This window comes from Zobellia uliginosa (assembly GCF_018860745.1).
GTDB classification, from domain to species: domain Bacteria; phylum Bacteroidota; class Bacteroidia; order Flavobacteriales; family Flavobacteriaceae; genus Zobellia; species Zobellia uliginosa_B.
In genome coordinates this window covers 168,694-186,890 of the sequence record NZ_JAHKPY010000014.1, presented here as the reverse complement: position 1 = coordinate 186,890, position 18,197 = coordinate 168,694, and the positions used below count along the sequence as shown (strand labels likewise).

At 36.3% G+C, this 18,197-nt stretch carries 19 protein-coding genes; 11 read left to right on the top strand and 8 right to left on the bottom strand.

The features are described 5' to 3' along the window. Positions 1 to 87 precede the first annotated feature (87 nt). Entirely contained in the window at positions 88 to 966 is an 879-nt protein-coding gene (locus KO521_RS15765; protein ID WP_215940873.1) for a glycosyltransferase family 2 protein, read from the bottom strand. Positions 967 to 1,264: 298 nt separating this feature from the next. Between KO521_RS15765 and KO521_RS15760 the strand changes: the two genes are divergently transcribed. The 10 genes from KO521_RS15760 to KO521_RS15715 all read left to right on the top strand — a co-directional run bounded on the left by KO521_RS15760 (position 1,265) and on the right by KO521_RS15715 (position 9,775). Further along, the gene (locus tag KO521_RS15760) at positions 1,265 to 1,594 is read left to right on the top strand and encodes a HesB/IscA family protein (RefSeq protein WP_215940872.1); all 330 of its coding nucleotides are present in this window, start codon (positions 1,265 to 1,267) and stop codon (positions 1,592 to 1,594) included. 63 nt (positions 1,595 to 1,657) lie between these two features. Then, positions 1,658 to 3,103 (top strand): Fe-S cluster assembly protein SufB, encoded by a 1,446-nt coding sequence (sufB, locus tag KO521_RS15755; RefSeq protein ID WP_215940871.1) that lies wholly within the window; start codon positions 1,658 to 1,660, stop codon positions 3,101 to 3,103. A gap of 48 nt (positions 3,104 to 3,151) precedes the next feature. Next, the gene (gene sufC / locus KO521_RS15750; RefSeq protein WP_215940870.1) at positions 3,152 to 3,904 is read left to right on the top strand and encodes a Fe-S cluster assembly ATPase SufC; all 753 of its coding nucleotides are present in this window, start codon (positions 3,152 to 3,154) and stop codon (positions 3,902 to 3,904) included. A 72-nt stretch (positions 3,905 to 3,976) separates the two neighbouring features. After that, positions 3,977 to 5,293 (top strand): Fe-S cluster assembly protein SufD, encoded by a 1,317-nt coding sequence (gene sufD / locus KO521_RS15745; protein WP_215940869.1) that lies wholly within the window; start codon positions 3,977 to 3,979, stop codon positions 5,291 to 5,293. A gap of 142 nt (positions 5,294 to 5,435) precedes the next feature. Further along, positions 5,436 to 6,026 carry an outer membrane beta-barrel protein gene (locus KO521_RS15740; protein WP_215940868.1) on the top strand — a complete coding sequence of 197 codons (591 nt, stop codon included), beginning with the start codon at positions 5,436 to 5,438 and terminating at the stop codon, positions 6,024 to 6,026. Between the two features lie 141 nt (positions 6,027 to 6,167). Continuing rightward, positions 6,168 to 7,382 carry an aminotransferase class V-fold PLP-dependent enzyme gene (locus tag KO521_RS15735; protein WP_252730087.1) on the top strand — a complete coding sequence of 405 codons (1,215 nt, stop codon included), beginning with the start codon at positions 6,168 to 6,170 and terminating at the stop codon, positions 7,380 to 7,382. A gap of 74 nt (positions 7,383 to 7,456) precedes the next feature. Continuing rightward, positions 7,457 to 7,879: a SufE family protein gene (locus tag KO521_RS15730; protein WP_215940867.1), complete on the top strand. Its 423-nt coding sequence runs from the start codon at positions 7,457 to 7,459 to the stop codon at positions 7,877 to 7,879. A gap of 51 nt (positions 7,880 to 7,930) precedes the next feature. Beyond that, positions 7,931 to 8,260, top strand: a complete 330-nt coding sequence (locus KO521_RS15725) for an SUF system Fe-S cluster assembly protein (protein WP_215940866.1) — start codon at positions 7,931 to 7,933, stop codon at positions 8,258 to 8,260. A 9-nt stretch (positions 8,261 to 8,269) separates the two neighbouring features. Further along, complete coding sequence (locus KO521_RS15720) at positions 8,270 to 8,776, top strand: DUF2480 family protein (protein WP_215940865.1); 507 nt, start codon at positions 8,270 to 8,272, stop codon at positions 8,774 to 8,776. A gap of 66 nt (positions 8,777 to 8,842) precedes the next feature. Continuing rightward, a complete protein-coding gene (locus tag KO521_RS15715; RefSeq protein WP_215940864.1) occupies positions 8,843 to 9,775 on the top strand; it encodes a DUF3078 domain-containing protein in 933 nt (310 codons plus the stop codon). Between the two features lie 894 nt (positions 9,776 to 10,669). On the opposite strand, the gene hflX is transcribed toward KO521_RS15715, so the two are convergent. Continuing rightward, positions 10,670 to 11,881, bottom strand: coding sequence for a GTPase HflX (gene hflX, locus KO521_RS15710; protein ID WP_215940863.1), 1,212 nt, complete (start codon positions 11,879 to 11,881; stop codon positions 10,670 to 10,672). 76 nt (positions 11,882 to 11,957) lie between these two features. Between hflX and KO521_RS15705 the strand changes: the two genes are divergently transcribed. Beyond that, positions 11,958 to 12,932, top strand: coding sequence for an endonuclease (locus KO521_RS15705; RefSeq protein WP_215940862.1), 975 nt, complete (start codon positions 11,958 to 11,960; stop codon positions 12,930 to 12,932). 3 nt (positions 12,933 to 12,935) lie between these two features. Here KO521_RS15705 and KO521_RS15700 read toward each other — a convergent pair whose 3' ends face one another. From KO521_RS15700 to hemB, 6 genes are all read right to left on the bottom strand, one after another. Further along, on the bottom strand, positions 12,936 to 13,649 hold the full coding sequence (locus tag KO521_RS15700; RefSeq protein WP_215940861.1) for a 3'-5' exonuclease: 714 nt from the start codon (positions 13,647 to 13,649) through the stop codon (positions 12,936 to 12,938). Between the two features lie 153 nt (positions 13,650 to 13,802). Continuing rightward, on the bottom strand, positions 13,803 to 13,988 hold the full coding sequence (locus KO521_RS15695) for a hypothetical protein (RefSeq protein WP_215940860.1): 186 nt from the start codon (positions 13,986 to 13,988) through the stop codon (positions 13,803 to 13,805). Positions 13,989 to 14,110: 122 nt separating this feature from the next. Next, a complete protein-coding gene (locus KO521_RS15690; RefSeq protein WP_215940859.1) occupies positions 14,111 to 14,584 on the bottom strand; it encodes a methylated-DNA--[protein]-cysteine S-methyltransferase in 474 nt (157 codons plus the stop codon). A gap of 49 nt (positions 14,585 to 14,633) precedes the next feature. Further along, positions 14,634 to 15,740 (bottom strand): CNNM domain-containing protein, encoded by a 1,107-nt coding sequence (locus KO521_RS15685; RefSeq protein ID WP_215940858.1) that lies wholly within the window; start codon positions 15,738 to 15,740, stop codon positions 14,634 to 14,636. A 52-nt stretch (positions 15,741 to 15,792) separates the two neighbouring features. Next, positions 15,793 to 17,124, bottom strand: coding sequence for a serine hydrolase domain-containing protein (locus KO521_RS15680; RefSeq protein ID WP_215940857.1), 1,332 nt, complete (start codon positions 17,122 to 17,124; stop codon positions 15,793 to 15,795). A 22-nt stretch (positions 17,125 to 17,146) separates the two neighbouring features. After that, on the bottom strand, positions 17,147 to 18,136 hold the full coding sequence (gene hemB / locus KO521_RS15675) for a porphobilinogen synthase (protein ID WP_215940856.1): 990 nt from the start codon (positions 18,134 to 18,136) through the stop codon (positions 17,147 to 17,149). Positions 18,137 to 18,197: the final 61 nt, after the last annotated feature.

Genomic DNA, 18,197 nt, shown 5'->3' with positions numbered 1-18,197 from the left:
TGCAAAAGTAAGAATGATAATTATGATATAATAACAATTAATATTGAAGACCTTTTTTATAAGGGAATACCTTTCTTCTGGTGTTAGTTACTTCTTTACGATCTTGTAGTTTTTATAATAGGTGTCTATACCAAAATAATTCTTCAGGATTTTTTTAAAGCGATCTTTGAAGTCTATTTGGCTCATAGAAATTTCGTAGTCAAATGTCCAGTTTTTCTTTTTTATCCGTGGTATGATAATTTTAGGATGACTGCCTTTGAAAGGAGCTATTTTATGTATGCTATCTTCGTAGATATATTTTTTTGGTACTGTTTTGGCTTTCTCTAGCTCCTCTTTACCTCTATAGAGCGAACCAAAATTTGATTGTTTTCTTTGCATGGCCTCTGGTTCTCTAACCCAGCCATAATGGTATACAAAAGCATCTATAGATTTTACGTTAAGCTTTTCGTTGTCATTTTTTCTAAATCCTTGCGCATCCTTATAGGAATATATATTAGCGTTATTTTTAATAACCCTTATTTCGTGCGAATACCAATTTGACGAGGCTCCTATATAATCAAAAGAACCATAAAAATGTAAATATTTGAATAGAAGCCCATCTACTTGCTCGTCATCCTTATACGTTAACATAGCATTTTTAATAGTTTCTAAATCTTTTTCATGAATAACTTCATCAGCCTGAATGTAAAAGGCCCAATCTGTATCATCCGATATGTGTTCTAATGCTTTATTTGTTTCAGCAGCTAAGACTTTTCCTCCTTCTCTTAAATTATCGTCCCATTCCGTTTCAATAATTTTTATTTTTTTATCATCGATACTCTGAATCAATTCTAATGTGCCATCATCGCATTTGCCAATTGCAATTACAAACTCGTTACAGAGAGGTAAAATAGACTGAATGGATTCTATCACGGGATATTCAAAACAAACGGCATTTTTAACGAAAGAAAAACCGGTTACCTTCATAAGAAATCAACTTTGATTTATTTTCAAAACTATTAAAATTTTGGTCTATGGCTGCAACTTAGTAATTTTTAAAATTATCACTTTCATTAAAACAAATCATTTCTAAAAACACATAGGGACAGTACTCAAACAGTCATATTGCTATTGGTTTATATGCTATTGCTTTGACGAAGTAGAATATACCGTATGGTCATAGAAAATGCTTATTTCAATATACGTTATAATAATGTTAGTTCTTATGGTAAAACCCTACTAATGCTATATATTTGTAAACTATTTAGAATAAATCCAAATGCTTATGATTCAAGTATCTGAGACAGCGAAAAAGAAAGTGATTGACTTAATGACCGAGGGAGGTTTCGACGCTTCTACGGACTATGTTCGTGTAGGTGTCAAGAGTGGTGGCTGTAGCGGCCTATCTTACGAGCTAGATTTTGATAAAAAAATGGATGAAACCGATAAGGTTTTTGAAGATAACGATGTGCGTATTATTGTAGATAAAAAGAGTTTCCTTTATTTAGTGGGAACAACTTTGGAATACTCTGGCGGACTTAATGGAAAGGGTTTTGTTTTTAATAACCCAAATGCACAACGCACCTGTGGGTGCGGAGAGAGTTTTTCGTTATAAGCGAAAACTAGTAAAACAACTAATTATTCAATTGCCTTAGTGTAATTGGTATAAAAGGAAAAAATGGCATACACAGAAGAAGAACTAAAAAAGGAACTCGAAACCAAGGAGTATGAGTACGGTTTCTATACGGATATTGAATCTGAGACTTTTCCAATAGGATTAAGTGAAGAAATCGTCATCGCCATTTCTAAAAAGAAAGAAGAGCCGGAATGGATGACACTTTGGCGTCTAGAGGCTTTTAAGCATTGGAAAGAGATGGTAGAGCCAGAATGGGCAAATGTTCATTACGAGAAACCTGATTTTCAGGCAATAAGTTATTATTCGGCACCGAAAAAAGCGAACCCTAATAAATCATTGGATGATGTAGATCCCGAGTTATTAGAGATGTACAAGAAATTGGGTATTTCTGTAGATGAGCAGAAGAAGTTACAAAACGTTGCTGTTGATATTGTAATGGATTCGGTTTCGGTTGCAACCACTTTTAAAAAGACATTAGCTGAAAAAGGAATCATTTTTTGCTCTATATCTGAAGCAATTAAAGAGCATCCGGAATTAGTTAAAAAATACTTGGGTTCTGTGGTTCCTCAGAAAGATAATTTTTATGCAGCTTTAAACTCAGCAGTATTTTCTGATGGTAGTTTCTGTTATATTCCAAAAGGTGTTCGTTGCCCTATGGAGCTTTCTACTTATTTTAGGATTAACCAAGCAGGTACAGGTCAGTTTGAAAGAACATTGGTAATTGCCGATGAAGGTAGCTATGTGAGTTATCTAGAAGGTTGTACTGCACCGTCAAGAGATGAGAATCAACTACATGCAGCTGTTGTAGAGTTGATTGCTTTAGATGATGCCGAAATAAAATACTCAACGGTACAAAACTGGTTTCCTGGTAATAAAGAGGGTAAAGGAGGGGTTTATAACTTCGTTACGAAAAGAGGTTTGTGCGAGAAAAACGCAAAAATTTCTTGGACACAAGTAGAAACAGGTTCTGCAGTAACTTGGAAGTATCCTTCTTGTATTTTAAAAGGAGATAATTCAATAGGTGAGTTTTATTCTATTGCTGTAACGAATAACTATCAGCAAGCGGATACAGGTACCAAAATGGTGCATTTAGGTAAAAATACACGTAGTACTATCATATCCAAAGGTATTTCGGCCGGTAAATCACAAAATAGTTATAGAGGTCTTGTGCAGGTGAATAGTCGTGCGGAGAATGCACGTAACTTTTCGCAGTGTGATTCCCTATTAATGGGCAATGAATGTGGTGCACATACCTTTCCGTATATTGAGGTAAAGAACAAAGGTGCTCAAATAGAACATGAGGCAACCACCAGTAAAATTGGTGAAGACCAAATTTTTTATTGTAACCAAAGAGGTATTGATACAGAAAAGGCAATCGCCTTGATCGTAAACGGTTTCAGTAAAGAAGTTCTGAATAAACTACCTATGGAATTTGCCGTAGAAGCACAAAAATTATTGGAAATTAGTTTAGAAGGCTCGGTAGGTTAATCTTACCAAATGCAGTTTATAGTTTGATTAATAAATAAGATTCGCAAAATGCTTAAAATAGAAAATTTACACGCTAGTGTAGAGGACAAAGAAATATTAAGAGGTATTAACTTAGAGGTAAAAGCTGGTGAGGTTCATGCAATAATGGGTCCTAACGGTTCCGGTAAAAGTACCTTGGCATCTGTAATTGCCGGTAAAGAAGAGTTTGAAGTAACCGAAGGTAGTGTTTCCTTAGAAGGGGAAGATTTAGAAGATGCTTCTCCTGAAGAACGTGCTCATAAAGGGGTGTTCTTATCTTTTCAGTACCCTGTTGAGATTCCTGGAGTATCGGTAACGAACTTTATGAAAACCGCTATTAACGAATCTAGAAAGGCTAAGGGTCTTGAAGATATGCCTGCTAAAGACATGTTGAAATTAATTCGTGAAAAGTCTGAGTTATTAGAGATCGATCGCAAATTCTTGTCTCGTTCTTTAAACCAAGGTTTTTCCGGTGGAGAAAAGAAAAGAAACGAGATTTTCCAAATGGCAATGTTAGAACCTAAATTGGCCATCTTAGATGAGACCGATTCTGGTCTGGATATTGATGCCCTACGTATAGTTGCAAACGGGGTTAATAAATTGAAAAGCAAAGACAACGCGGTAATCGTTATTACACACTACCAACGTTTGTTGGATTATATCGTTCCTGATTTTGTTCACGTATTGCACAATGGTAAAATTGTGAAGTCGGGAGGAAAAGAATTGGCCTTAGAGCTAGAAGAAAAAGGATACGATTGGTTAAAGCAGGAAACTGCAGTTTAGGAAGTAAAAAGTAAAAGTGATCGGTACAAAGTACTCATTACTTAATACTCATTACTTAATACTTATTAAAATATGGATTTAAAAGATAAATTGATTTCTTCATTTATGGCGTTCGAGAACAACGTTGATGTAGAGCATTCCGTGCACGATGTTCGAACAGAGGCCATAAAGAACTTTGAACTGAAAGGTTTTCCTAGTAAAAAAGAGGAAGCATGGAAGTATACTTCTTTGAATAGCCTTCAAAAGATAGATTTCAGCATTTTTCCACGTGAAGAAAATACTCTTGAGTATAAAGATGTAAAGAAGTATTTTTTACATGAAATAGACTCGTATAAAATTGTTTTTGTAGATGGTATTTATAGCTCATATCTTTCGGAAACTACCCATGATGGTGTAGATATCTGTTTGATGAGCGCAGCGCTTACAAAACCAATGTACAAGCCTGTTATAGATGTGTATTTCAATAAAGTTGCTTCTAAAGATGAGTCTCTAACCACATTGAATACGGCATTTAGTAGAGAAGGAGCGTATATTTATATTCCTAAAAACAAGATGCCTAAAAAGCCAATTGAAATTATTCATTTCGCTACAGGTAATGAGGCTTCACTTTTATTGCAACCACGGAATTTGGTTATTGTAGAGGAAAATGCAGAAGTTCAGATTATAGAGCGTCACCAGAGTTTGACGTCAAATGAGATTTTGACTAACGCCGTGACTGAAATTTTCGCAGCAAAAAGTGCTATTGTAGATTACTATAAGATACAGAATGATGCTGCCACGGCTTCATTAATAGACAATACCTATATAGATCAGAAAGATAAGAGCCTAGTTAAAATACATACTTTTTCTTTTGGTGGTAAGTTGACGCGTAACAACCTTAATTTTTATCAAAACGGGGAGTATATAGACTCTACTATGAAAGGGGTTACCATTCTAGGAGATAAGCAACATGTGGATCACCATACCTTGGTACATCATATAGAACCTAATTGTGAAAGTCACCAAGATTATAAAGGTATTTATGGTGATGGTTCTACCGGTGTTTTTAATGGTAAAATCATCGTAGAAAAACTTGCACAAAAGACTAATGCTTTCCAGCAGAATAATAATATTTTGGTAAGCGATAAGGCCACCATTAACACAAAACCACAGCTAGAGATTTTTGCGGATGATGTAAAATGTTCTCACGGTTGTACCATTGGTCAGTTAGATGAAGATGCTTTATTTTACCTACAATCTCGTGGTATTCCTAAAAAGGAAGCTCGTGCTTTGTTAATGTATGCTTTTGCTAATAACGTTTTAGAAAGTGTACGTATACCTGAATTAAAAACACGTATTAATAAGTTGATTGCTAAAAAGTTAGGGGTTAATCTTGGATTTGATTTATAAGTGATTGTAAGCTCTTTTTTAACTAGAGATTATCTTAAAATATAGAATTTATTTAACGGCACTTTAATAGTGCCGTTATTTTTTTGCCCGAATTTTCTTATGGATTTACGGACTAATTATAAACCATTAATTATTAGTTCTTATGAAAAAAATCTACTTTTTATCAATTTCAGTATTTTTCTTAAGTGTGGGCTTGTTCGCCCAAGACCAGAAATGGAGTGTGGAAGCAAATTACCCGATTTCCGTTGGAGATGAACTGGGAAATGATACACCAGCAATTTTAGACCTAGGATTAAAATACAGGTTTTTAAATTTGAATAAAGTAAAAATAGGAGCAAGTATAAATACAGGATATTTTCGACAAAATCATAATTACTCTGTTAATGAGGAATCGTTTGATTTCACGGAAACCCATTGGTTAATTCAGCCAAAGTTATTTGCTGAGTTCACTATTCCATCAATTCAAAAACTTCACCCTAGCGTAGGATTGGGATATACTTTTACAGAATCTAAAAACAAGGGAATTGCCTTTAATGAACCTGCTGAATTGAAACGTTCACCAGGAGGGGTAAGTTTTAATATAGGGCTTTCTTATGATGTAACTAAGCGATTTTTTTTACAAGTGCAATGTGATTATACTAGAAGTATTGATAGAATAGAGGGAGAAGAATTCAATTATAAGAATAAAGATAATTTAGGTTTTGTAAAAGTGGGAGTCGGTTTTCGATTCTAAATCAAACTATTAAGCCTAAAAAACCTCCAAGAAGTTTTCTTGGAGGTTTTTCCTTTATAAGAATACTTCTAAATTAGAAAGCTTCTTGTTTTCTCTATAATTTAAGGCATAGTCGGTATCTTTGTGCTCAATTTAATTACTATGATAGACGTTACTAAAATTCGCAAAGATTTCCCTATTCTTAAAAGAGAAGTTAATGGAAAACCCTTAGTATACTTAGACAATGCTGCTACATCGCAAACACCACAACAGGTTATAGATGTTATAGTAGATTACTATCAAAATTACAATGCCAATATACACCGTGGAGTGCATGCGCTTTCACAAGAGGCAACGGATAAGTATGAAGTAGCACGGCAAACAATTCAGAAGCATTTTAATGCGAAAGAATCCTACGAAATCATATTTACTTCGGGAACTACCCACAGCATAAATATTGTTGCGAACGGATTTACTACGCTTCTTGAAAAAGGAGATGAAATTTTGGTTTCTGCTATGGAACATCATTCCAACATAGTGCCGTGGCAAATGTTGGCCGAAAGAACGGGTGCCGTTTTAAAGGTAATTCCTATGAATCTTGATGGTGAGTTGCGAATGGATGTCTACGATGATTTACTTTCCAATAAAACCAAACTGGTATTCTGTAATCATATTTCAAATGCATTGGGAACTATAAATCCTATCAAGGAAATTATAGATAAAGCACATGCGGTTGGCGCTGCTGTCTTGATTGATGGTGCACAAGCTGCCCCACACATTAAAGCAGATATGCAAAAACTAGATGTAGATTTTTACACTGCTTCTGCACATAAAATATGTGGACCAACAGGAGTTGGTATGTTGTACGGAAAAGAAGAGTGGCTCAATAAATTACCTCCTTATCAAGGAGGTGGCGAAATGATTGCAGAGGTGACTTTCGAAAAAACTACTTACGCAGACTTGCCACATAAATTTGAAGCAGGAACGCCCAATATCTGCGGAGGCATCGCCTTTGGAGCTGCACTAGATTATATGAACAGTATTGGTTTTGAAGCTATTGCCGAATACGAACATGAACTGCTTGAATACGCTACAAAAGAATTGCTAAAAATAGAAGGTTTAAAAATTTACGGGACGGCAAAAAACAAGACTTCCGTTATTTCTTTTAATATAGAAGGGCTACATCCTTACGACATAGGTTCTATTCTGGACAAATTGGGCGTTGCCGTAAGAACTGGTCACCATTGTGCACAACCTATTATGGATTTCTACAAAATCCCGGGAACGGTTAGAGCAAGTTTTAGTTTCTATAATACTATGGATGAAGTAGATGTGTTGGTTGCGGCGGTTATTAGAGCCAAAGGTATGTTAGAATAACGGTAGACGTTATCATTCTCTTAAAGTGTTGAAATCCATAGATACTTATTGTATTTTTGCTCAAAATAGCGACAATGCAGATAAAGAAAATACAGGAAGAAATAGTTGACGAATTTTCAATGTTCGATGATTGGATGCAGCGCTACGAATACATGATAGATTTAGGGAAAAGCTTACCACTTATCAATGAAAATTATAAAACCGATGATAATATTATCAAAGGTTGCCAGAGTAAAGTTTGGGTTCATGCAGAATTAGAAGAAGATAAATTGGTTTTTACAGCAGATAGCGATGCAATTATAACAAAAGGTATAATCGCTATTCTAATACGTGCTTTTAGTAATCAAAAACCACAGGATATTATTGATGCAGACACTGATTTTATTGATGAAATTGGTCTGAAGGAACATCTTTCCCCTACGCGGGCAAATGGTTTGGTAAGTATGATCAAACAACTAAAGTTGTACGCAATAGCATATCAAACACAATTAAATTAAGGAAATCATTAAAAAGGTTTTCGGTATTCTTAAAGAAATAATCTCAAGAAAATGAGTGAAGAAACAACAATAGATGGTCAAGAATTAGGAGAAAAAATAGTAGTCGTACTCAAGACTATTTATGACCCTGAAATTCCTGTTGATATATATGAACTGGGTTTGATTTATGATGTATTCGTAAATGAAGATAACGAGGTTAAAATTTTAATGACGCTTACTTCTCCCAATTGCCCTGTTGCAGAATCTCTACCGGCTGAAGTAGAAGAGAAGGTGAAATCTTTAGACGTGGTAAAAGACGCAGAGGTTGAAATTACCTTTGATCCACCATGGACGCAAGATTTAATGAGTGAGGAGGCAAAATTGGAATTAGGGTTGCTTTAAGAATTAACTATGTCTGAAGAAATAGTAAATAGAGTTGCGGAGAGCAAACTTATCACCTTTAACTTAGAGGATTATTATCTTCCGGGGAAAAGGGTGCTTTTTGATATTTCTGATTGGCTTTTGGAAGGGTTTCTACTTAAAGAAAAAGAATTTAGGGCCCAGGCGGCAGAACATGATTGGTCTGGATACCAAGATGCTTTTGTTGCCTTACACTGTTCTACAGATGCTATTGTTCCGGGTTGGGCGTATATGTTATTGGCTACAAAGCTTCAACCTTATGCCAAGAAGTTCATTCAAGGCTCATTAGAGGATTTAGAGACCCTTTTATACACAGAAACCCTAAAAGATTTAGATGTTTCAGAATTTAAAGATAAAATGGTTATTGTTAAAGGGTGTAGCAATAAACCGGTTCCTCCTAATGCTTATGTATTGATAATAGGAAAGTTACAACCTGTGGTAAAATCTCTTATGTATGGTGAGGCATGTTCTTCTGTTCCCTTATATAAAAGAAAGTAGACTTTTATTCTCAAAATAAGTGACAATTAGTACTTTTGTGGTTCTAATTAATAAACACACATAACCATGAGAAAATTACTGCTTACATCTTTGTCGATACTTACTTTTTCAGTGAGTTTTGGACAGACAATAGATGACTTAAAAGCTGAACAAGCTTCAAAGAAAGATTCTATTAGTGCTATTCAGGGAAGAGTTGATGCCCTGCAAGGTCAAATCGATGCTTTTCCAGGCTGGAAAAAAGGTGCTTTTGGTACAATTGGCGCCAACGTTTCTAAATTTAACAACTGGTATTCACAGGGAACACCAGATAACTCTGCAGGAAACATAGGTGTTACATTAAATGCTTTTGCAAATTTGGACAGGGAGAAATTTTTCTGGAAAAATTCTGCAAACGTAAATTTACAGTGGGTTAAATTGGATGACAAAAACAACCCGGCAGATGAGGAAGGTTTCAGCGGAACTACTGATGTTTTCAACATTACGTCCCTATACGGTTACAAACTGAACAAGAATTTCGCGATTTCGGCTTTGGGAGAATATCGTTCTTCTATTATAAACAACTTTAATGACCCTGGTTATTTAGACATAGGTATTGGTGCAACTTGGACTCCTATTCCTGATATGGTAGTCGTAATTCACCCATTAAACTACAACTTTGTATTTGCTAAAGATGACGCTGCTTACGAATCATCAACAGGTGCCAAAATAGTTGTGGATTATACCAAGCAATTGGGAGCCATCAGCTTTAAAACTAATTTCTCTACTTTTCAGAGTTACAAGAGCAGCGATTTATCTAACTGGACGTGGACTAATTCTTTTGGGTACACACTTTGGAAAAGTATTGGTGTAGGTTTTGAATTTGGATTGAGAAACAACAACCAAGAAACTTTAGCTAATGCCTTGGCAACAGTTCCTGCAATAACTCCAACTCCTACGTTTGACAGTATTGACAATAGCTTACAGAGTTTTTACCTTTTTGGTCTGAACTACGCTTTCTAAGAAAAAAATTAAGTTATATATAATGGAAAACGCCCCGATCTATATCGGGGCGTTTTTTAGTTAAGTAGGATACGTTAAGCTTGGTTATACAGTCAAATAATAAATCAAACCTTTGATTAAGTAATTTTTTGGGACATACACTAAATTTCAAATACAAGACGAATGTAGATGGCAAGACTATAATTGGTAAACTTTTGTTGTGAACCTATCTTAATTTGTGGTGTAACTCGTTAAAATGAATATGTCTCGGATGAAACGCACTTTAAATTGTAAATCTTTATAAAATGTTAGATTTTAGAAAACAAAAAAGCCCGTCTAGACGGGCTTTTTTGTTAAGTAAGTTTACGCGAAAAATTTGAATTTCCAATTGAATTGAAATGCTAAGCTTTTCGTAGGTCAAGTTTGGATTTGGTATTCGTACTTGTTTCGGTTAAGTTCAAGATTCGATTTGGGGTCATTACTATCACTTAATTACACTGTAAACTTATGTCAGTTTGTACGCTTCCCTAAATTAATGTTGTGAACTATCTTAGAGTTGTTGTGAAAAATATAAGTTATCCATTATCTTCGATGAACAGTATCTCTGTCTGCATTTCACTGAGATTTTGGAAATTATGAGATATAAAAAAACCCTCTGTAAAGAGGGTTTTTTTATCAAGTAGGTTTGGTCAATTTGGTATTATTTTTTTGTCAAGTAATGGGTTTGGGTTCATTACTTGTTTCGGTTAAGCTCAAGATGCGATTTGGGGTCAATACTATCACTTAATTACACCGTAAACTTACGGCGGTTTAAGCAACCACCTAAATTATTGTTGTGAATCAATGCAGGTTTGTTGTGAAAAATACATGCTGTTGGGTATGTCCGATGAACGGTAAGGTTACCTTGTGTATCATCTAATATTCGTCTAAATGTTCTGGGTATAGAAAGTTATTATAGGGGAACCGGGTGACATGAATGTCTCGCACCTCGTCATAAACTCTTTTACGGAATTCGTCTAGATTCTCTTTATTAAGGGCGGAAATAAACAATGCCTTGTCCCCAACACGTCGCATCCAGGTTTTTCTCCACTCTTCAATGGTAAAATGTCTTTCCGTTCGTTGCGTGATCAAATCATCTTCGTCTATTTCGGCATGTTTGTATTGGTCTATTTTATTGAATACCATAATAGTATTCTTATCGGCGCTATCTATTTCACCTAAAATTTTATTAACGGATTCTATATGTTCTTCAAACTGCGGATGAGAAATATCAACCACATGAAGTAGCAAATCGGCTTCCCGAACCTCATCTAATGTACTTTTAAAACTTTCCACTAGTTGAGTAGGTAACTTGCGAATGAACCCTACCGTATCACTTAGCAGAAAAGGTAAATTGCCTAAAACCACTTTACGTACCGTTGTATCTAAGGTTGCAAAAAGTTTATTCTCTGCAAAGACCTCACTTTTACTGATCACATTCATTAAAGTAGACTTTCCAACGTTGGTATATCCTACCAAGGCCACTCGTACTAGAGCACCACGGTTACCGCGTTGGGTCTCCATTTGGCGGTCTATCTTCAATAGTTTTTTCTTTAACAGGGAAATACGGTCACGAACAATACGTCTATCCGTTTCAATTTCAGTTTCACCAGGTCCGCGCATACCAATACCACCTCTTTGGCGTTCAAGGTGAGTCCAAAGTCCGGTTAAGCGGGGCAGTAAATATTCATATTGCGCCAGTTCTACTTGTGTTCTGGCGTAACTAGTCTGCGCACGCTGGGCAAAAATGTCAAGAATTAGGCTAGTACGGTCTACAATTTTGCAACGTAAGAGTTTTTCAATATTCCTTTGTTGTGCAGGCGTGAGCTCATCATCAAAAATAACGGAACCTATATCGTGTTTTTTTACGAATGACTCCACTTCTTCCATCTTACCAGAACCGATAAGGGTCTTTGGATTGGGAACATCCATGCGCTGTACAAAACGTTTCACAACCTCACCACCTGCGGTGAAAGTTAAAAACTCAAGCTCATCAAGATACTCGTTAACTTTATTTTCATTCTGTTCACGATTCATAATGCCAATTAATATGGCCTTTTCGTGATCTATGGTCTTCTTTTCTAACATATCTAAACTAAAATGCAAATTTAAGCAATACTGACCGAGCTATTTTCGTAATTTTAAGATCCCAATCGAGAAATTTATGATTTTTTCATTTTTCAGAAAGAAAAAAAGAAGCCAATTAAATACAATTAGCTTCTATAACTTAGAAAATCTATTCGATACCATAGACGACCCTGATACTATGGATGATGATTTTACTCCTAAAGGACGTAAAAAGTGGTCCTTAAGAAGGTACAAAAAAAAGTTGTATAAGCTGGGTAAGACCATATCTGAAATAGGGAATTCCGAAACACAAAGTCCACCTGTATTAGTAGGTGTAGCAGAAATCGAAAATGAGCAGGTAATGAGAGACCTTCTTGCTACCGAACCTCTTGAAAATATAAAGTATGATTATGTGCACTATGATTCTCCGGATGAAAGAGGAATAGACTGCGGACTTATTTATCATAAAGACCATTTTGAGGTTTTATACTCGGAGCCCATAGCTCTATTGCTTTATGAAGAGGATGGAAGAAGGGATACTACACGAGATATTTTATATGTAAAGGGAAAACTCAATAGGGAGGAGATTCACATTTTTGTAAATCACTGGCCTTCTAGAAGGAGCGGAAATGCTACTACAGAACATAAGCGCATTATTGCGGCCAATACTATAATTGACTTCATGGCTAAGATTGAAGAAAAGGATGCTAACCCCAACTACATTATAATGGGCGATTTTAATGATGGTCCACAATCTGAAAGTGTAAAATCACTTATAGAGACTAAAACGCTGTACAACCCCATGGAAAAATTGCTTACACCAGAACGGGGTAGTGCCAATTACAAAAGGTCTTGGATGCTTTTTGACCAGATTATGGTGTCTCATAGTTTTCTTAATTTTGAAAAAGGAACACATAGTTTTGCGCATGCCAATATTTTTGACGAGCACTTTTTGACCGAATTTAAAGGCAAATACATGGGCTCGCCTTTTCGTACTTATGTGGGTAATAAATATATGGGGGGCTATAGTGATCATTTCCCTGTATATATTCAATTAAAGTACAATGCCTGATTTTTAGATACTTTTTATATGGTCATCTTCAATTAACTCATCTCCGCGAAGACGTAAAAATACTTGAGCCGTGGTAACTACATCCAGTTCGCAATAGGTAACTATGCGGTCTAAGTCATTTTCTTCATAATATACCTCACGAACCATACTACCGTCAATATCCTGTTTAGGCGAAGGGATACCCAAAATATTAGCAAGTAATTTAAGGGAAGTGAAATTCTTGTAGTCACCAAACTTCCATAGTTCCATAGTATCCAAATGTGGAATTTCCCATGGTTTTTTACCAAAGAGATTAAGTTTATAGGGTAATTCAATACCATGGATTATCATTCTTCGTGCGATATAAGGAAAATCGAATTCCTTCGCATTATGTCCGCAAAGTAAATGTTTTGGTGAACTGAAATGACCGTTCAACAAGTTTTTGAACTCTTTAAGAAGTTTTACTTCATCGCCATGAAAAGAAGTGGTTCTAAAGGTTTTGGTATCTCCATTAACTCGGAAGTATCCCACGGAAATACAAATAATCTTACCAAACTCTGCCCAAATTCCCGCACGTTCATAAAATTCTTCTGCTGTATATTCATCTTTGCGCTGATACCTTGATTTTTGCTCCCACAGGTCTTTTTTTTCATCGTTTAAAGCTTCAAAGTTGGGCTCCTCCGGAACGGTTTCAATATCTAAAAAAAGAATATATTCAAGATTGATTTTTTGTAACATGTTGTTTCTGTTTTCCTTCCATTTGTGTGATAAAACGATATTTTTACGCTGGGTACTTCAAAAATGATTCTTTGCCTATGATGAAAATGGAATTAGGAAAATAAGAAAAATCTTTAAAACTTACCGAGTGATTTTTGTTTCATCGCTGTAATGCTAAATATTAGGTTTACCTACTTTAGATTCCAAACTTTGATATTTACAGTGGTACAAGAAAAGTAGTAAATGAGCGGTATGGTGCGGCATTTTGGAGTTCTGAAGTCCAAAATCTTCAAGCTTTAGATGCCCTAATAAAGTAAGATATGAAATTGGCAAACAGACTAATTGGTCTGTAGTACTCATTCTCAAAAGCTATTAGAACTATAATAAACAAAGAGATTTACATCAAATAATCGATGAACGACACGTTTCAATATCTCAAAAAGATAAGTAGTAAAAATTACAAACTAGCTAGTTGGTAATAGTTAAAAGAGAGATTGCTGCTTTACGGGACTTTCATGATTCAATAGCCACTTTTTACGATGTAGGCCACCTGCATACCCTGTTAAAGAACCATCGCTACCAATTACACGATGACAGGGAACCACTATCCAAAGTGGATTTTTACCATTTGCAGATGCAACGGCACGTATAGCTTTTACGTCGCCCAAGGTTTTGGAAATTTCTAAATAAGATACTGTCTTGCCATAAGGTATTAGACACAAAGCATCCCAAACCCGTTTTTGAAAATCTGTTCCTTGCGGATTTAGTTTCATCTGAAAAGTATCTCGCTTTCCTTCAAAATATTCTTGCAGTTGTTCCGAAGCGTTTTTTAGTGTAGAGGGGATAGACTTAGATAGGATTTCTTCTGTATCAACTACAGTTATAGATGATAAACCATCGCTATCTCCTGCAAGTTTGGCTATGCCAAGAGGAGTACTGATAAAAGCCGTATCCATAGGTAAATAGTTTTATGGCCTAAACAAAAGAGAACTACCTTGGTGAAATCTATTCATCAAGTATTCCGGAGCGTTTTGCGCGGGTCTCCCAGTTTTTCCTTGCCAGCTCCTGTAAGTCGGCAACATTGTCGCTCTCGTCCATTATTTCCAGCCCTAGAAGTGTTTCTATAACATCTTCCATAGTTACTAGTCCACTTACAGAACCGTATTCATCTACAACCAGGGCAATATGTATTCTTTTGGCAATGAAGGTGTCAAAAAGGCGAGGTATTGGTGTATTCCTTTCGGTGATTAAAATTTCTCGTTTGATTTCAGAAAGCAGAATGTTTCCGTTTTTGTTTACCATTTCTTCTAAAATAGTATCCTTCAATACAAACCCGTCAATGTGATCCATTTTATCTCCGTATACGGGAATACGAGAAAACCTCATTTTAGGATTGGCCTCGAAAAACTCGGCAATGGTTTTAGTTTCAGAAGCAATTTTCATGACCGCTCGCGGTGTCATTACATCTTTGACCAAAACCTGGTCAAAACGCAATAAGTTCTTTATAATGGTTGATTCTGATTTTTCAAAAACGCCTTCGTCCCTAGCCATATCTGTCATTGCTGTAAAATCCTCTCGGCTTAGTACACTGCCATGATGCCCCTTACCACCTACAAGTTTGGTGAAAAGTTGTAAAATCCATAACAGTCCGGTGTATTTAAGTGCAACGACCATGATTTTTAGAGATTTAGCCGTAAAATTGGCCAATTGTCTCCAATAGGTTGCGCCAATTGTTTTGGGAATAATTTCTGAGGCTACCAAAATAAGAATGGTCATAATGGTAGAAACTACGCCAACCATTAAATCCTCAGTAAATGTTACACCAAATATGCTTTGTGTAGAAGTGCCGTACATTTCAGCATAAGCCACCTTGGCTTGGACCCCAACTAAAATTGCACCTACCGTATGGGCAATGGTGTTCAAGGTTAGAATCGCAATAAGCGGTTTATCTACATCTTTTTTGAGGTCTTCTAAGGTAGCTGCGTAAGTTTTACCTTCTTTCTTTTTTAAATTAACGAAAGTTGGACTAATACTTAACAGCACTGCCTCTAGTATAGAGCAGAGAAATGAAATGAAAATTGATATTAAAGCGTAAAATATTAATAAGCCCATGAAAGAGTTTTAGTAAAACGAAGATACCAATTTAAAGTATAATCTTATGGTCTTATTTGGTTGGTAATGTGGCTTTATAGAAAATTTGTTGAACGGCGGGACGTATATTCAGGTTATAGAGGTTTCTATTTTCCCTGGTTGGATTGACCCGATTGGACAAGAAAATATATACCATTTGGTTTGATGCATCTGCCCAAACGAAAGTACCCGTAAAACCACTATGTCCAAAGCTATCTGAGCTTACTTCGGGTGCAGGGTAAGCCTTTGATAGCGGTAGATTGGCGTTATCTAATGAGGGCTTATCAAAGCCTAGACCTCGGCGGTTGTCATTTCCGGGATACTGCACGCGTGTAAATTCTTTTATTGTAGCCTCGGAAATATAGCGTTTACCATCATATACTCCGTATTGCAGGTACATCTGCATCAATTTTCCTAAATCTGTTGCGGTGGCAAAAAGCCCGGCATTTCCTGAAATACCACCCAAAAGTGCTGCATTTTCATCGTGAACCCAACCTTGGGTTGTAGAATGTCTAAAAAGTGTATCTATTTCCGTGGGAATTATAGTATTGGAAAAACCTTTGGTTTTTGGTTTGAAGCCCATTGTAGGTGCATCCAACGGTAAATAGAAATTTTTCTCTAAATAGTATTCATAGGATTCACCTGTGAGTTGCGCTATTAACTCAGGAAAAATTAAAAATGTTAATCCGGAATACACATATTTCTTTTCAGCAGATATCTTAGAGCGTTCAATTTGGCGATACATTTTTTTATTGAACTTATTTTTTGCGAAAAGACCATCGTACGCCTGGTTTTTGAAACGCCTGTTGGACGACGTTCTCACAAATCGTTTCTTCAGCTTACCGTTTTTCCGGAAAACTTCATTTAGAAAAACGATATAGGGTTGAAGTCCTGCTTGATGCGCTAGAATTTCACGCAATGTAATATTCTGCTTGTCTTTTATTCCTTTCCAGCGCGTCCAATAGGTACTGAATGGCACATCCAAATCTAGTTTACCCTCATCAACAAGTTTCATGATGGCAGGCAAGGCAGCTGTAATTTTAGTCACTGAAGCTAAATCATAAATATCATCTAGCGCAACTGGTCGTATACTATCATAGGTGTGATAGCCATACGCTTTGTGAAAGATTATCTTCCCATTTTTGGCCACTAATATCTGCGCCCCCGGAAAAGCGTTCTTCTTTATTCCGTTTGTTATTACTTTTGAAACATTAGCGTTTATATATGCGGAATCTAGACCTACTTCGGAAGGATTTCCGTAAGCAAGAACATCGTTTACCGCAACATTTAATGGAATTGAAGTGTCTTCCTGTGCTTGCGCCAGTTGGATTGTTAAAACAAGGAGAAAAAATGAGGTTATTTTCACGAAAACTTTTTGATAATTACGATTAGCCTAGTAACCTAACCGCATCTTTGGCAAAATAGCTAGCGATAATATTGGCTCCAGCACGTTTCATGGCCGTAAGCTGTTCCATTACTACGGCATCATGATCTAACCATCCTTTTTCGGCAGCAGCCTTTACCATGGCATATTCTCCACTAACCTGATAAACGGCAACGGGAACATCAACCTCATTACGAATTTCGCGTACGATATCTAAATAGCAAAGCCCAGGTTTTACCATAACGATATCTGCGCCCTCGTCAATATCCATTTCAGTCTCCTTTAAAGCTTCGAACCGGTTGGCAAAATCCATTTGATACGTGTTTTTATCTTTCGGTACATTTTTAACATCCACAGGAGCAGAATCCAAAGCATCCCTAAACGGACCATAAAAGGCACTGGCATATTTGGCACTGTAACTCATAATTCCTGTATTTACAAGACCTTCATCCTCCAAAGCCTCACGAATAGATAGGATACGTCCGTCCATCATATCGCTGGGAGCAACAAAATCGGCTCCTGCCATAGCATGGGATACACTCATTTCTGCAAGGAATACGGTAGTTTCATCGTTTATTATTTCTCCGTTTTCTACAATACCATCGTGACCAAAAGAAGAATATGGGTCCATAGCAACATCGGTCATAACCAACATTCCAGGACAAGCATCTTTAACGGTTTTAATGGCGCGTTGCATCAATCCATCATCGTTCAATGCTTCCGTGCCTCTGTTATCTTTTAGGTCGTCCGGTACTTTAACGAAAAGTAGTACGGCATGTAGTCCCATGTTCCAAAGTTCCTTCACTTCAGTGGCAAGATAATCAAGGCTTAACCTGTAATAGTCTGGCATGGATGCTATTTCTTCTTTTATGCCCTTTCCTTCAGCTACGAAAAGAGGTACCAGAAAGTCCTTTGGCGATATGATGGTTTCACGCACTAAATTTCTGATAGATTCGTTTGTTCTTAGTCTGCGGTTTCTTCTAAGTGGGTACATGTTTTTGCCTATTTTTGAGTATTCAAAGTTACTTATAATCCTACTAAAAAACTGAAAAATG

What these genes read in the sequence shown, in the direction of transcription:
- KO521_RS15765 (WP_215940873.1), bottom strand. Translation starts at nt 966, where the DNA reads ATGAAGGTAACCGGTTTTTCTTTCGTTAAAAATGCCGTTTGTTTTGAA.
- KO521_RS15760 (WP_215940872.1), top strand. Translation starts at nt 1,265, where the DNA reads ATGATTCAAGTATCTGAGACAGCGAAAAAGAAAGTGATTGACTTAATG.
- sufB (WP_215940871.1), top strand. Translation starts at nt 1,658, where the DNA reads ATGGCATACACAGAAGAAGAACTAAAAAAGGAACTCGAAACCAAGGAG.
- sufC (WP_215940870.1), top strand. Translation starts at nt 3,152, where the DNA reads ATGCTTAAAATAGAAAATTTACACGCTAGTGTAGAGGACAAAGAAATA.
- sufD (WP_215940869.1), top strand. Translation starts at nt 3,977, where the DNA reads ATGGATTTAAAAGATAAATTGATTTCTTCATTTATGGCGTTCGAGAAC.
- KO521_RS15740 (WP_215940868.1), top strand. Translation starts at nt 5,436, where the DNA reads ATGAAAAAAATCTACTTTTTATCAATTTCAGTATTTTTCTTAAGTGTG.
- KO521_RS15735 (WP_252730087.1), top strand. Translation starts at nt 6,168, where the DNA reads ATGATAGACGTTACTAAAATTCGCAAAGATTTCCCTATTCTTAAAAGA.
- KO521_RS15730 (WP_215940867.1), top strand. Translation starts at nt 7,457, where the DNA reads ATGCAGATAAAGAAAATACAGGAAGAAATAGTTGACGAATTTTCAATG.
- KO521_RS15725 (WP_215940866.1), top strand. Translation starts at nt 7,931, where the DNA reads ATGAGTGAAGAAACAACAATAGATGGTCAAGAATTAGGAGAAAAAATA.
- KO521_RS15720 (WP_215940865.1), top strand. Translation starts at nt 8,270, where the DNA reads ATGTCTGAAGAAATAGTAAATAGAGTTGCGGAGAGCAAACTTATCACC.
- KO521_RS15715 (WP_215940864.1), top strand. Translation starts at nt 8,843, where the DNA reads ATGAGAAAATTACTGCTTACATCTTTGTCGATACTTACTTTTTCAGTG.
- hflX (WP_215940863.1), bottom strand. Translation starts at nt 11,881, where the DNA reads ATGTTAGAAAAGAAGACCATAGATCACGAAAAGGCCATATTAATTGGC.
- KO521_RS15705 (WP_215940862.1), top strand. Translation starts at nt 11,958, where the DNA reads ATGATTTTTTCATTTTTCAGAAAGAAAAAAAGAAGCCAATTAAATACA.
- KO521_RS15700 (WP_215940861.1), bottom strand. Translation starts at nt 13,649, where the DNA reads ATGTTACAAAAAATCAATCTTGAATATATTCTTTTTTTAGATATTGAA.
- KO521_RS15695 (WP_215940860.1), bottom strand. Translation starts at nt 13,988, where the DNA reads ATGAGTACTACAGACCAATTAGTCTGTTTGCCAATTTCATATCTTACT.
- KO521_RS15690 (WP_215940859.1), bottom strand. Translation starts at nt 14,584, where the DNA reads ATGGATACGGCTTTTATCAGTACTCCTCTTGGCATAGCCAAACTTGCA.
- KO521_RS15685 (WP_215940858.1), bottom strand. Translation starts at nt 15,740, where the DNA reads ATGGGCTTATTAATATTTTACGCTTTAATATCAATTTTCATTTCATTT.
- hemB (WP_215940856.1), bottom strand. Translation starts at nt 18,136, where the DNA reads ATGTACCCACTTAGAAGAAACCGCAGACTAAGAACAAACGAATCTATC.